The organism is Rhodococcoides kyotonense (assembly GCF_001645385.1).
In the GTDB taxonomy this organism is placed as follows: Bacteria; Actinomycetota; Actinomycetes; order Mycobacteriales; family Mycobacteriaceae; genus Rhodococcoides; species Rhodococcoides kyotonensis_B.
Genome location: NZ_LVHI01000005.1, coordinates 81743 through 96642 on the forward strand (window position 1 = coordinate 81743; position 14900 = coordinate 96642).

General features: G+C 59.7%; 9 protein-coding genes and 1 pseudogene. 5 read left to right on the top strand and 5 right to left on the bottom strand.

Going from position 1 to position 14900, the window contains the following annotated elements:
• Positions 1-94: 94 nt before the first annotated feature.
• From A3K89_RS25275 to A3K89_RS04620, 5 genes are all read right to left on the bottom strand, one after another.
• Positions 95-2365 carry a S8 family peptidase gene (locus A3K89_RS25275; protein WP_084423576.1) on the bottom strand — a complete coding sequence of 757 codons (2271 nt, stop codon included), beginning with the start codon at positions 2363-2365 and terminating at the stop codon, positions 95-97.
• A 3-nt stretch (positions 2366-2368) separates the two neighbouring features.
• Entirely contained in the window at positions 2369-3478 is a 1110-nt protein-coding gene (locus A3K89_RS25280; protein ID WP_084423577.1) for an AAA family ATPase, read from the bottom strand.
• A 759-nt stretch (positions 3479-4237) separates the two neighbouring features.
• A complete protein-coding gene (locus A3K89_RS04610; RefSeq protein WP_068422501.1) occupies positions 4238-5398 on the bottom strand; it encodes a tyrosine-type recombinase/integrase in 1161 nt (386 codons plus the stop codon).
• A gap of 713 nt (positions 5399-6111) precedes the next feature.
• Complete coding sequence (locus A3K89_RS26655; protein WP_367946695.1) at positions 6112-6633, bottom strand: ParB/RepB/Spo0J family partition protein; 522 nt, start codon at positions 6631-6633, stop codon at positions 6112-6114.
• Between the two features lie 350 nt (positions 6634-6983).
• Positions 6984-7673, bottom strand: coding sequence for a ParA family protein (locus A3K89_RS04620; protein WP_068422653.1), 690 nt, complete (start codon positions 7671-7673; stop codon positions 6984-6986).
• A gap of 2345 nt (positions 7674-10018) precedes the next feature.
• On the opposite strand from A3K89_RS04620, the gene A3K89_RS04625 reads away from it, so the two are divergent.
• The 5 genes and pseudogenes from A3K89_RS04625 to A3K89_RS04645 all read left to right on the top strand — a co-directional run bounded on the left by A3K89_RS04625 (position 10019) and on the right by A3K89_RS04645 (position 14644).
• Positions 10019-10864, top strand: a complete 846-nt coding sequence (locus tag A3K89_RS04625; RefSeq protein ID WP_068422507.1) for a DUF2637 domain-containing protein — start codon at positions 10019-10021, stop codon at positions 10862-10864.
• Between the two features lie 271 nt (positions 10865-11135).
• Positions 11136-12296: a tyrosine-type recombinase/integrase gene (locus A3K89_RS04630; RefSeq protein WP_068422510.1), complete on the top strand. Its 1161-nt coding sequence runs from the start codon at positions 11136-11138 to the stop codon at positions 12294-12296.
• A 283-nt stretch (positions 12297-12579) separates the two neighbouring features.
• A complete protein-coding gene (locus A3K89_RS04635; protein WP_157105231.1) occupies positions 12580-12858 on the top strand; it encodes a hypothetical protein in 279 nt (92 codons plus the stop codon).
• 14 nt (positions 12859-12872) lie between these two features.
• A pseudogene (locus A3K89_RS04640) lies at positions 12873-13231 on the top strand (ArsR/SmtB family transcription factor).
• Positions 13232-14074: 843 nt separating this feature from the next.
• Complete coding sequence (locus A3K89_RS04645) at positions 14075-14644, top strand: GNAT family N-acetyltransferase (RefSeq protein ID WP_254303417.1); 570 nt, start codon at positions 14075-14077, stop codon at positions 14642-14644.
• Positions 14645-14900: the final 256 nt, after the last annotated feature.

Below are 14900 nucleotides of genomic sequence, written 5' to 3' on the forward strand. Positions count from 1 at the left end.
ACAGTTACCGCACCGTCAGGAAATCCTGACGGTGCGGTACACACGGTCAGACGCCCTTCTGAGAACACGTCCGCGCGCGGACCTGGTCTGCAGGTCAGGTCGACACCCGCAACTGCGACGCATTGACAGCAAGCGAACTCGGATAACGGAGGTTGTTGATCGCTTCAAGCCCATCTAGATAGACAGGCTGTGACCGGTCCAGACCTTCTACAGTCAGAATAACGTATGCACGCTGGGTGACCGGTTCGATCGCCTTGTCGCGGGCAGTCAGCACTAATTTTAGAGACCACTCCCCTTTCCCGTCAATACCGTTGCGCCAAACCTTTCTATAAGACTTAACGGGCGCCCACTTCCCGCGTTCGACCAGATTACGTTCCCAATCGTGGCTTCCGCCCATTTTCCCGAAGAATTTTTCCTCGCCGTTCTTCAAAGCATAGAAACCAAACGACGGCTCGACACACGTGCGAACGCTCTCGTCGCCGAATGCAGGATCAATCACAGGTGCATACGCAAGGGTGAGAGAAACTGCGCCTCGAAGCTTACGATTGGAATCGAACAAACACTCGGGCATCGGAAACGGACGTTTAAACCAATTGACGCCTGTTCGAAGTTCAACTTCATGAATTGTCGTAAAAGTGTGTGAATCATCAAACAGGGATACTGCTTCTCCGTGAGGTACACCTGCACCATAATAGGCACGATGATCGTCTTCGATCTCCATGTTCTGAACAGTAGCATTGTGAACAATAAGTCCTTTTACCAATTCTGGCGTAACGTTTGTGACCGCTCCGCCGTCGACAAGGTCGGCCCATACGTTTGCGGCGATCGCGCTGACTACAGGCGTTGCGAAGCTAGTTCCAACCGACTCCAATCCGACGTCGCCAGGACCAATAGACTGAATGCCGTATCCGCTGAGGCCCAGTCTTTCGTCGACGTCGCCCGACCAGAACCCGACCTCCGGCTTCTGCTGCCCGCCAAAGCCGGGTCCGCGTCGGCTATACGATGCGACCGCTCCAACCGGAGTCACTCCACCGAGATGAGATAGCGAGCCAACTGTGAGGCCATTAACACTTTCGCCGGGATTCGCAATACCATCGTCAGGCCCGGCAGAACCATCCGGAGGCCAGACAGTCCTCAATGCTTCATAGTTTCCTGCAGACTGAACGAACAGCACACCATGCTTCGCCGACAGCAGGTCAAGCTCCTGGCTTAGAGTGCCATAATGCACGGGATCCATATGAGACGAGCTATTGAAAGAACAGTTCCATACACGCGGACCTTGAGGTCCGGATTGAGCGAGCACCTCGGTTATTCGTTCGATTAAGACGTCTTCACTATTTCCGTTCTGTGAGAGCACTTGACCGTCGTATACGTGCGCCGGATCGGAGGGAAACTGCACCGAGTTGGAATTGAGGGCGCGACTCGCAACCACGAGCCCGGCGACGAAAGTACCGTGAGTTGTATTAAGATCGGGTCCAACGTCGTATGAGAAGCGTCTCTGGACCCAAGGATCTAGCATGCCCGGCGCGACACCACTGTCCAGAACGCCTACTAACGGACCAGACTGTTGAGGTGTTGGCAATCGCACGTCGACCGAACGAGACACTTGGCGAAACGACTGCTGCACGATAGGAATAGTTGCAGAGTACGTAGGTGTCAAAGAGGCACTACGAATTCCCTGAATTCGGGCTAACGTTTCGGTCGTTGCGTCATCAGTGACCCTCAAGTAAAGGCTGCGACGGTTTGCCGATCCGGCCTGTGCCATGATCGGAAGCCCGATCGACTCAAGATAGTCGCTGAGGGTTTGCTGCGATCTTGGACCGCCCCAACGGCTCTGCGGTGAAAGCCATGGGTAGAGTTCTATTCGCAGCGGCAGTCTAGACTCCCGCGCATCCTGCAATAAATGCTCGGGTGCTTCTCGATACTCCGCGGGTAGCGCGTCAGCAAGCGTATCCCAAACGCGAAATGTTTCGAACGTTGAAATCGCGAAAGTATCACGTTTCGACGTTCGGGTAGAAATTAATTGCGATAACAAACGCGTATTTTCGGGGGTTGCTCGGCTGATCATTTCCCCTTGCTGTTGACCCGCTACCGGCGTCAGGTTCGCCTGCTCAAGTAGGGCGTACGGACGATTTGATTTCGACAAGGCTTGTTCACGCAGTCGGATTGCTAGTGGAGCACCTTGCATCAACGATGTTTCATTCGATTGAATGATTGCGCTGACGGAGGACAGCTGCGTTACAAGTCCGGTTCGGAAATCGGTGTCGACATTGACTAGGGGTGAGCCAACGCTGCCGCCACCGGGTTTGGGTTTGAAATCACCAGGTTGCGGTGGCAGCACGATAGCTGGCTGGTAGTCCGGCATGCGTCAGTCCTTAATCGCTTTAGTAACTTGGCGCGAGCTTACCCCGAATAGATCTTGAAGTGCGCGTACGGTGAAAATCTTGGGCGCCCAAGTACGAAGCGCCGATATCTCGGCTGCCTGACTGTCGAACCGCTCGTACGTGTCAAACCACAAAATCCTGGCAACACGCTGCAGCATTCTGGGCAAAGAGTTGGCGATATGGGGATCTCGCAACGCCAGACGTCTGATGTCGTTCGCGCTTGTCTTGATAGCAGCACCGGACATACCTTCTGACAGTTCTGCGAGCGCTTCCAGTGACGCATCGGGGACATTGAGATGCTGTAAGTTGCTACCCCATATTTGAACGCGTTCACTCTCTCCGGGAAGGGCAAGTTTGAGGGTGTGGTCAAACCGTCGCCATACAGCGGGATCTAGCAATTGGGGATGATTAGTTGCCCCTATCAAGACAGTGGACGGCGAAAGTGAATCAATATTCTGAAGCAGCGCAATAACAACTCTTTGAAGCTCGCCTATCTCGCGCGAGTCTTTTCTGTCCTTTGCAAGGGCGTCGAACTCATCTAGAAAAAGTACGCAAGGCATCCCGCTGGCATACTCAAATATGTTTCTTATGTTACGGCTAGTTTGGCCGAGGAGCGACGACACCAGCGAATCGCTGCGACTAACTACTAGCGGCAATTTTAATGTATGAGCGATATGGTTAGCCAAGCTGGTTTTACCCGTTCCGGGCGGACCGTATAGCAACAATCGGTTAGAGGTGGAGACTCCCTGCGCCCGGAGATCGTCATGAAGACGGACGGACTCAAGAAAATCAAGGAGACGGTCCTCGACGTACCGGTGCAAGACCAACTGCGTCTGATCGAGCTCCTCTACCGGCGTGTAGTCGACGGTTGAGAACGCGTTCTCAGAATCTTGTGGCGGCCGAGGACGGTATTGGGATGTTCCGACCACCGGTGAGGGAAGCTTCGCAAGCACTGACCGAATTGCACGCGCTTGTCTTGGCTGACGATCTTCGTCCAGTTTGGAGGCCAGTAGGTTGGCGTACGATGCCGCCTTCTCGGTGTTGTGCATGAGAGCAGCGTCGAGAATTTTTACCACTTCCGACAGGTGCTCCATCTACACGCCCGTCGTCTCGAGCGCGTCGGTCGACGGAGCGTGTGCCGTTTGTACGGGTCGACGTGTCGGTTCTAAGTCGATTTGTTGCGCGTGGTGGGTGCGCTGTGTCGTTATTACTGCACTCTGTTCCGCCATGAATGGAGCATATGCGAAGGGTGTATCAAAGATGCGGGTTAGGCCCGTTGTCGTGAGGAAACGCCGTCCGAAACTGTAGTGAAGCCACGTGGTGCACTGTGTCGGGTGTCAATCGGTCGAATCGAAGTGCGGCGGCGGTGGGGGTGGACGTCCTGCCGGGCAAGATGCACGGCGACCCGACCGGTCTCACAGCGTCGCAGCCGCGTGGTTTCTGTCTAAGACGGGTCGACGACCGTCACCACCACCGGAAGTCGGCGTTTCCGAGGATGCAGGAGTCTGCGATCTTGGCTGACATCGAGATCTGGTCGTCCGACAGCCACTACGGGTTGTCGACGGCCTTGCGGTCAAGCATGCTTCGGCGACGTCTGTCATCAGTACCTGCCGCAACGGCAGGGTTTACGCGCTGCGCAGCATATGGCAAGGCTCCTCATCGTCCCTCGCCTGCTGGAGGCGAGGGACGATAGCCCACAAGTAAATCGGGCATTTGCGTTTGGACCGACGCATTCGGCGAACACTTCAGCCGACGCCACAGACCGGATACTGCACTGTCGAGGGCCTGGATCGACCTTGTCGTGCACACGCTGTCGAAAGTTGCACCGGACATAACCGTCCTCACTTGACTGGCTACAGCCCTATATCGGTGACCGCGTTCCCCGTGAGCGGCGCATGCTCGCGTCGGTAAACCTCCACCGAGTTCAAGCTGGCGTGACCAGTCTGACGCGCGATGGCTGATCCGTCAGCGCCGTTGCGGGTTCCTTGGGTGACAAACCCGGCGCGGAGCGAGTGTCCACCGAGCTTGGCGATGATGGTGGGGTCGTAGCCGGCGTGTTCGGCGCGACGCCGGATCGTCATGTGAATCGACGCCCCCGAGAGTGGCGTCGCGCCGAGGTTGCCGTTCTTTGCCACGGCCCGCAGCAGCGGTGAGCGGGCTGCGGTGCGGGGTACTCCCCCGCGGCAGACGTGCCCGGTGAACGGTTCGCGGGTGCGGAGCAGCCGAATCACGGAGGGTCGCCCGCCGGTGTCGTAGGCGGCGACTACCTGCACCCAGCGGACGTAGGCGCAGGGTGGGCAGGTTTCGTGCGAGTCGGTGTACGGCAGGGCTTTCACCGCTCCCCTGCCCTCTTGATCGGTCTTGGACTTCCGTTGCCGGATATGCAGGCCATCGAGGCGATGCAGCGTGACATCACTACACTGCAGGTCGGCGAGTTCGCTGCGTCGGTAGGCGCCGGCGAACCCAAGTAACAGGATCGCCGAGTCGCGGCGTTCGAGGACATCGTCGGCCCAGCCGCGGCAGCGGTCTCGCGCCGTCTGCACGAGGATCTTGATGTCGTCGACGAGTAGCGGTGCCCGGCGGTTCGAGGGTCGGTCGCCCGCGGTGGCGTATTCGCGGCGGATTCCAGACAGCGTCGCGGTCACGAGTTCGTGCGTCGTCGGAGACAGGTGTCCGGTGGTGCGATGTTGGTGGTTGATCGCCGCGATCCAGGTGCCGAACGTCGCGACGGCGTAGGCCCGCTCCCCTGTCTCGGTGCGACTGTCGGCGGCATCGACGAGATAGGCGGCGACGGTGACCGGATGCGCCGGCAACGCGACATGGCCGTCGCGTTCGCACCAGCCGGCGAAACGGCGCCACGCCGTCGTGTAGGTGCGCCGGGTGCCCTCCGACCGCGAGGACTCCACGGCGCCAGCGATCCGCGCGGCCACCGACGGCGGTATGTCGGGCTCCACCGCCGTCGCTACCGGCGCTGGAGTGCCTGACACAGGCATGCGGGCTGGTGGGAAGTCCATATCGGCACCTTAACGCAAGTCTCCGACATCTCTGCAGAGCAAAAACTGTGCTGAACTGGGGTTTCGGCGCAGATGCTGCGGAAAATGCAATTTACGTAGTCGACATCCACAAAATAGGAAGTGACTGGATCAGATGGCAACAGAGGGTAAGAAACGCGACGTTTCCAATTCGCTGAAAGTTTCCACCACAATGTGAGGGCTCTGAACTGGTGTTTTCCCGAACAGTGTCAGTAGGTTCGCCAGTCGGTGTCAGTAGCGCGGCCCTGTTTCGTGACGCCTGAGCTGGGGTTTTAGGCGTGCTAGGCAGTTCTCGCAGGTGTTCGCGGCGGGATGTATGTGGAACCTCTCCCCCAGGTCCCCCGTCGAAGTGCCGCTCCACTTGCGTTGGGTCCGGGGTACATCCAGGTCGGGTTCAGTCCGACAGTGCTGCGAAGCCCGGTACCGCGCCATGGATGCAGTGCTGGGATCCTCACATCGCACCGCCGGGCGAGCAGGTGCGGTCTGCCGCTGCTGTCGATCGCGTCGGCGAACAGGAGATCAGCGATGTCCGGCACCCCGGTAGCGCACCGGGTGCGAAACGCGACGCTCTATGCGATGGGACGGGTTCCGGCCCGCATGCCAGCAGGAGGGCCGCGGTTTGCAGCCGGAGATTGCCATGCTTCGGAGGGGCGCCCACGGAGCGGGCTGCCCTCCGAAGCATGGCTCGGTCGGCCTTAGCGGCCTTGAAGCTCTTTGAGGAGCTTTTCAATCTGTCCGTCGTCAAGCGCTTCCTTGAGCACGGCAGCGATCGCGGTGGGATCGCTCCTCATCTTGTGGATCGCGCGGACCGCGGACTTGGAATCATCTCGATCCCTCTTGCCAGGAGGACGTGGCCTTCGCACCTCCGGACCCTCACTTACGGGATCGTCTTGCAAGGCGGACCAAGCCGCCACTTGTTCTGCGGTTGGGATCTGCGCCAACCGTCGCGCATCCCGTACAGCAAGTTCACCAGTGCGGAGCTTCTCCCTCAACTCTGGTGTGAGCTTGAGAAGCGCCCGCCGCTGGGAAATCCATCCTTCAGAGCGTCCGAGTTTCTCGGCGGCCCGCGTAGCGCTCCCAAGTTCCGTCACTAAGAGTTCGACCGCCTCTGCTTCTTCGACTACGTCGAAGTCACGCCTGTCGATGTTCTCGACGATCGACGCCCACAGAACGGATTCGCGGCTTGCTGCAAGACCATCGCGGACGACAACGTCCATCCCTTTACGGCCGTATTCTCGGCTGGCCGCAAGACGTCGACATCCGTTGACGACAATCCATTTCGCGTCTCCGATGGCTTCGGAGTCTTCAGGCCAAAGACCCAACCACCGGGCCCGTGTAACGACAGTTCCGGGTTGCAGCTGACGGTCACCGATGGTTCGTAGATCAGACAGATCCCCCACGGTCGATCTCGGATTCCGGGGGTTCGGCGCTAGGTCCGCAAGCGGAACATTTTCTCGGAACTGACCGTCAATCGGTGTCGAGGCATCAACAGTTGACCGGTCCCCTACCGAGTTGATCAAGGTAGAAAAGTCGACGCGGCCGCCGCGCGACTTCTGAGCAGTACCCACTACTTGCTCACCTCCAGTTCGAGGCAGAGTCGCTGGAAGTCTTCGCGTGCCTGCAGAGACGCACGGTTGGGTGGATACTCGGTCACGACCTGGCCCTGCGCGGCAGCGCGGCTGTGAACTTTGTAGTGCCGCACCACAGTGTTGGCAAGCGGCCAACCCTGCGCCTCGACGAACGCCTCAGTCTGTTCGAGGTCTACTCGGCCATCGCGCGGGTCCCAATTGTTGATAACCACTTTGAATGGAATCCCCCGTGGCTCAAGAACTTTCGAGATTGTGCGCGCGGTTGGATCGAAACTTAAGGGTTCAGGGACTATTGGAACGATAGCCAGATCAGTCACAGACAAGACCGCATCCAACGCCTGCCCTGAAGCGCCGTTGTCAACCGAGCCTGGGCGATCGCCGATCCATCCAGGCGTGTCGACGTAAACATGCTTGATCCCATCTAGGTGAGGCAAATGGCGTAGATGGTCCGGGTCGTCGATCTGAGTAACCCGAAAAGGAAGTTCCTCGACGCGCTCCGCCCACCAAACTGCGGACCCCTGAGGATCGATGGATGCCGCGAGAACAGGCGACTCGATTTGCTTCGCTCTTGCTTTTGTCAGCACATCATTCTTGACTGCTGCAAGGTTCATGGTGAGGGTGCTCTTCCCCACCCCACCCTTCTGGCTGAGTACTACATGTACGGGCATTGAGCCCACCTTCCGTTTACTTCACCGCGTACGCGGCTACTTCGGTGTGGTTGTCATGCTGGCGAAATCTTTACCGCGGTAAAGATTGTTCGAGGTGCGTCTAAGCAGCTAGCTTGCTAGGCGCACTCAAAAACATACCCGACATCGCGAACAAGTCTGGGATCTCAGGCACGACGCGCCGCGTGTGGAACACATAGAGCTTGCCAGGTCGTACGCAGGCATCGGGAGCGCGTTGCGGGCCTGCTTTACCGCGGTAAAGAACGCGCCACGCCAATCGTAGACGGGAAGCCTGGCCTTCTCGCCGGTTACGGCATTTAAGATGGCCAACCTGACCATTCCCCCGCCCTGCAACACCTATTGAGCGCCCGAGGCCCCGCGATCACTCCCCCCATACTCTTGCGGGCAAGCAGGTGGCTCGACGCGGTAGCGTGCATATGCATTGCAGCGCTCCGGTCTCGCACCACAGACCGGCTGTTCGTCCAGCACTGCGACGCGTACAAATCGGGCCAGCTCCGGGCGCCATCTGAATGACGTCGCTCCGTGAGCGAATACGCAGTGCTTCTCAAGGCGCCAGAATGGCACGAATCTTTACCGCGGTAAAGATCCGTTACTCGAGCGCACGTATATGTTGTACTCAGCATCGCCAGTACCGGCCCAATCTTTACCGCGGTAAAGATGTCTACCAGGATGCAACTAGCTGACGGAGCGAACCAAGCTCGGCCGCGTCGACGTCGCCCAATAAGCAATGTGAAACATTCGAGCCGTACATGGAGGCGGCAGGATTGACGTGCGTTGAGGAGCTTCGATCCGCCTAACCGCAAGCCTGCCAAGGACCGACCAAGCCACTGCTCGTACCGAATCTCGGGTCCACAATTCGGCTATTCGCCATCGCCGCGTACCGACGCTAACCCCGAGGTCGAAGTCTTTACCGCGGTAAAGACTTTGCTACGGCGCGGCCGCAGCACCCACACGCGAACCCCAAGTCCATGTGCCGTCACACTCAGGCCGGCTGGAGTTCGGCGACGATGAAGAACGCGCATCGCTTTAAAGCGAACTCAAGACGGTCGACCCAAGACCAGAGCTAGGACTTTGCCTGTCGTGTAGGCGGGTAAGCACCACGCGGTCGACGGCACCACCCTGGGTCATTACGATTCCAAAGAAACCGAATCCAGGGGGGCGCGGCAGCCTTTCCCGTTTGAATACAGTGGGGCCCGAAGTGTCACGCCCAGCATCGGCGTTGCCAACCTATTGGATCACCTCTGTCCCAGAGCGCGAGAGCACATCCTATGGTCCACAGTTTCGCGTTCACCATTGGCGTGGGCCGACGATCGCATCGACCATCATGCGCGAACTAGGAGTGGCGCACGTATGGCTCAAAGTTCCTCTTAGTGGATGTCTCCGGATAGCAGCACACTCACGCGCGCAAAGAACTGAAACCGCGATCTACGCCGCCTTAGTTTCCGCGGTCTTTACCGCGGTAAAGACCGCGTTCTCAAACACGTACGAGGGGCCGCCGGTGGGGGATTGATGTTAAGCGCCCGACTCCGATCTGGATTGGTCACATCGCCGTAGGGTGCGCCTGCTCCAAATGCAGTGAAGCCGCCTAAATCGGAATCAGTTAAATAGAAGCATGGCGCATCGCCGAAGTGAGTGCAGTTTTGTGCTGGTTTGAGCAATTCATCAGTTGCCCTGCGCCAAATATAGGGCTGCGCGAGATACGTCACCGTGACGAAAGGAGATCGTGGGTCTTGCCACCTCGCAAACGGGCTCCTCGTTGGTCCTTGACGAATCCGGTCGACCAGCGGCCGCAAGCGCGCATGATAGGTAAAACCCAGCGTTGCGCCGACTTCATGGCGGCAGTGGGGGAGAGGCACCGGAAGGTGCCCCGTGTCTTTACCGCGGTAAAGATCGTTGAGCATGTCAGCTTCGCGAAACTCTGCCCACCGAGCCACTCCCAGGCCTGCCTATTTGCGCCCAACAGAATCTCCCAAGGACAGCAGAGCTCCAAAGCCGCAGACGCAGCGGGAGATTTGAACCGCAGAACAGGACGACACTTCGCGATGCTGCAACACATCACCGAAAGCGGCTCGCATGCATCGGAATTCGTGGCAGACACTCTAAATACCAAGGTAGGCAGACATTTTCAGGTACGATTTGACCTTGGCAACGACGGCCCCGCAGTTGGATGCTGTCGCTAGCTCCGCCCAAATCAACGCGCTTCTCACGCAGTGCAATTGCACGACTCACGAAGTAACAGATGCTCCCCAAGCTAGTGGCCACACAAGCGCTTTAGGTCGCCCTTCAGACCTACAGATCGCACGATGACAGAAAGGATCTGACAACCTATGCCCAATGCTGACACCACCGACGAGGAGAGCCCGCTCGAGATCCATCCGTGGGTCGTAGAAGGTGCAACGTTTCTTGGTCTTGCGATAGCCGCACTGGTCGGAGCCCTGTCGTTCAAACAATCCTTCTCAACATTGCATGATCTTGCACTCCTGGGTGAGCATATTGCGGATCCTTGGGTGACGCCGATTGTGCTCGACGGCCCAATCCTGGCGGCGGGGGTAATCCGCGTAGCGATGTCCCAGCATCAGGATTCACGGACAGTCCGCGGCCGACGCTTCGTTGTAGCTGTATTGATCCTTACGGGCATGGCTAGTATGGCTGGAAATGCCTATCACACAATCCTTCTTGGATCAGGCATGCTTCACGCGGCGGTCGCCGCCGGAATAGCTGCTCTAGCTCCGCTGATGGTAATCGTCATGAGTGAAGTCGTCTCCATAATTCTTCGCGCACCGAGACGTCGACCGATCAAGCTCGCACCCCTGACCAAAAGCGACATCGAGGCGGGCGCGACTGAAGATACACCGGACGAAGGCGATGTCACCCCTGCCGACCCGCTTACCAAGATCGACGACGATCTTGAGGGTGGCAACTTGAGTCCTGAGGTGTGGAAGTCCGTTGAGCTTTTTCTGGATCCGAACGAGGAAAGGAACTACGCAACGATCGCAGAGATGCGCGGGGTGTCACCGTCCACCATAAGCCGTCAGATCGCGAAGTGGCAGCACGCCACCATGCGGATTGCAGCCACACGTAGTGCCAATGTCGAAATTAGGACGTGTCAGTACGGGTCAACCCGCCGGGAAAGCAGAACCCCCACCGCTTCCGGGAGCGATGTCGCAGCCTAGGCAGCAGACCCGACGACGAGGCCCTGGAACACCAGCCCTGGCATAACACGTTGTGTCACAGTCTGTTTAGCCAACCACACCGTGGCCCAATTCACTACAACATCCAGCACCCTGACCCAGGATGCTGCATTATGTTTCAGCCATCTTAGTTTCGCCAATTCGGGGAAGCACACGACGTAAATTGCATTTTCCGCACCAGCTGCGTCGAAACGCCAGTTCAGCACAGTTTTCGCTCCATAGAACTGTCGGAGACCTACGCTAGGCTGCCCGCATGGACTTCCCACCAGGCCGAATGCCTGCGGAGAGCACTTCTGCGGCCGTGTCGACGGCGGTGGAACCAGAAATCCCGCCGGCCGTGGCCGCGCGGATTGCGAAAGCAGTCGACTCGTCCCGGTCGGAGGGAACGCGCCGCACCTATGCGGCCGGGTGGCGACGCTTCGCCGGCTGGTGCAGTAGGAAGGAACATACCTCGTTGCCGGCACACCCGGTCACGGTCGCGGCGTATCTCGTCGATGCCGCCGACACCCGCACCGAGACAGGGGAGCGGGCCCACGCCGCCGCGACCTTCGGCACCTGGATCGCCGCGATCAACCACCAGCACCGCACCACTGGGCACTTGTCTCCGTCCGCGCACGAACTCGTGACCGCAACGTTGTCGGGGATCCGCCGTGAGTACGCCACCGCCGGCGACCGGCCCCGCACCCCGCGGAATCCGTTGCTAGTCGACGACATCAAAATCCTTGTCACAACGGCCCGAGACCGCTGCCGCGGCTGGGCCGACGAGGTCCTCGAACGCCGGGACTCGGCGATCCTGCTGCTCGGCTTCGCCGGTGCCTTCCGCCGCAGCGAACTCTCCGACCTCGTCTGTGGCGACGTCACGCTTCATCGCCTCGACGGCGTCCACGTCCGACTGCGGAAGTCGAAGACCGACCAGGAGGGCAGGGGAGCGGTGAAAGCTCTGCCGTGCACCGACTCCCACGAGACCTGCCCACCGTGCGCGTACGTGCGGTGGGTGCAGGTCGTCGCTGCGTTCGGTGTCGGTGGCCGGCCGTCGGTGATCCGGTTACTCCGGAAGCGAGAGCCGTTCACCGGACACGTCTGCCGCGGGGGAGTACCCCGCACCGCCGCCCGAGCACCACTGCTCCGGGCCATCGCCCAGAACGGCAACCTCGGCACAACTGCATTGTCCGGGGCCGCGATCCACAAGACCATCCGGCGCCGCGCCGAACACGCCGGCTACGACCCCACCGCGCTCACCAAGCTCGGCGGACACTCGCTCCGCGCCGGCTTCGTCACCCAAGGCACCCGCAACGGCGCAGACAGCACCGCAATCGCCCGCCAGACCGGCCACACCCGCCTCGACTCCGTCGAGGTGTACCGACGCGAACACGCCCCACTCGTCGGCAACGCCGTCAATCAGATTGGTTTGTAGAGCAAATCCGCAGATAGGATCGTGGGTCACGAAATCCTGGGACTTCTGGACGGAACGCACGATTGCGGGTAGTGATCTTTGGGGCGATGTCGAGAGCACCCAGCAAGTCCTAGACACTGCACTCCTCGAAGCAATCACTCGCGGACCGCTGCCAGGACGACCCGACATTGAAGTTGCAGTTGCGTTGGCACAGTTCGCGCATGACGAGTTCGAGGGGTACGGAACCAGCGGCGCGGAAATCGCTCAGGATGAATCGATCGAAGTTCTTCGCACCCTTCAATCGGTGCTCAAACAACTCGTGGCAGCACCGCTCGAGCTACCGTTTCGAGACTTCAACACCTTCCGTAAGTACTGGAATCGCAACGGCGCGTACGGAAGCTGGCAAGCGCGCCGAGACATCCTCGACCAGTACTTCGAGCCGTTGCATAAGTTCCTCGGAGAACGCGAAGCCAAATCACTGACATCGACACTAGTCTCCGCTATTTCGCCTCGTCAAGTTACGGGATGGCCGCGCGTCGACGAGGAGATCTCCACCTCCGCTGCGACACCGCGCACGGCATAGCAGAATCGACGACGATGACAGCAGTCCCCGGCTCGACGCCCGCGAGCTTCAATCACCCCGAGCAGCCGGACCGTGCTCGGCTCGACGCCGCGGGCGAGACCTTCCGGATGCTGTCCGATCCCACCAGGCTGCATCTGCGGTGGATCCTGAGCCACGGATCTGCGGATGTCACCGACTTACCACCAAGACCGCCGCCTCCCGGACCGCGGTCAGTCAACATCTCGCGAAACTGAGATTCATCGGCATGGTGGAGACGCGAAAGAACGGCCGCAACGTCGTCTACAGCCTGGCCGACGGCCACCTCGCACGCCTCGTGCGTGAAGGACTCAACTACGCAGACCACAGTGTCACCGGAGAACCCGCACACTCGTGACACCTGCCTCTCGGGTGCGTGCTGGTGATCTCGGGAGATTCCACTCGCGATGCCAGGTATCGTCGTCGGGGTGAGTGCGCTGGTGGGAGCGTTGACGCGCTGCATCTCAGGGGTGGTTGCCGTCGCGGCGATCTTCGGCGTCCTCCTCATGGGTTCGGTTCCCCTCGAGCACTCCGCACACGGCCATCCACCGAACACTGCGCATTCTGCGGCGGGCGCTCATTCGCACAATTCGGCAGCAGAACACCCCGCCACTCCTGAAGCTGATTGCGCTAGCGATTGTCACGACCACGTCGGAACGCATGCGTTCCTCGCAGTTCTGACCGTCGCAATGGCGCTGGCGGGAGTACGCGTTGTTTTCGCCGGCACTGCGACAGCCCTGTGGCGCAATCCGGTTCGGACGCGATCGAGTCGGCGAACGGGGCATACGCCGCCCTGGGCGACGCTGACAGTGGAGCAACTGTCGATATTGCGAGTCTGACAGGAATCCTCCGCCTGCATCTCGGCGGACGTTTCCTAGTCGCCAGGTTTCCATTCTCTGCCGCACCGTGTGGACCCACCGGTCAGCCATGATCCGGGCCGGTGCAGCCAGGCCGAGGTAGCCGACAATTGCAGGTCGCGATGAGTGCATCTCATGGGCGGACCGCGGTGTCGCGGCCGGTGACGACCTTGATTCGATCCCGCTCGCCCTCGTCCGCGTTCGCCGTCACGAGGGCCGATCACCCGACCCCGGAGGTCTCCGCAATGCGGAACAGAACTACTACAGAAACCGTCGCCAGGTTCTATGTCGGACGCATCCGCGACCGACTGAAGATGCGCCACAACAGACAACAAGTCCGCACAGTGACCGCTACCAGCCCCGGCGGGCACCTCGTGACGCTGAGAACGGCTCGCTTCTCGGACGCCGCGGCATGGCGGCAGATACGCCTACGAGATCGATCCTTGATCGAACCCTATTGGGCCACAACCGATGCCGAATGGAACGAACGACACACCGATGCCATGTGGATCCACGAGTGCCTACGAGGTCGAGCGGACACCGCAGCCGGACGAGCACTGCCCAGGGTGATCGACGTCGACGGTCACTTCGCCGGGCAATGCAACCTCGAATGGATCGACACCTGGAACGGCACCGCCGAAGTCGGAATCTGGGTCGACTCCGCGCACGGACGCGCAGGAATCGGCAGCACAGCAGCCGAACTGATGCTCGACGTGTGCTTCACCGACCTTCACCTGCAACGAGTTTCCGCTCCCATCGGTATCACCAACACTCCCGCCAAGCGACTGGTTGCCAAGATCGGTTTACAACACGAAGGAACGATGAAAAACTACATGAACGCCGGGGGACGCAGAACCGACCACGAACTCTGGGCGATCACCGCCGACCACCACACGAACATCACTCGGAGCTGACAGGGTTTGCGACCAAACCATGTGGGCCGCCGACTTATTCGATCGACAATCGGTGCACCTGGGTGGAAGCAGTCCGATAGTTGCGGCGGACTCACCGAATCTGGACACTTTCGTCAAGGACTCGTTGACGGTGCGGAAACTGCGCTTTGGGCGCGCAGTAGCGCCGACCATCCGAGGTGTAGTCGGATCCGGTTCGCGGCTCGCAGGCTTGGCAACAACAACGGTGCATATTGTGTTGCAGGTGAACGAACGCGTT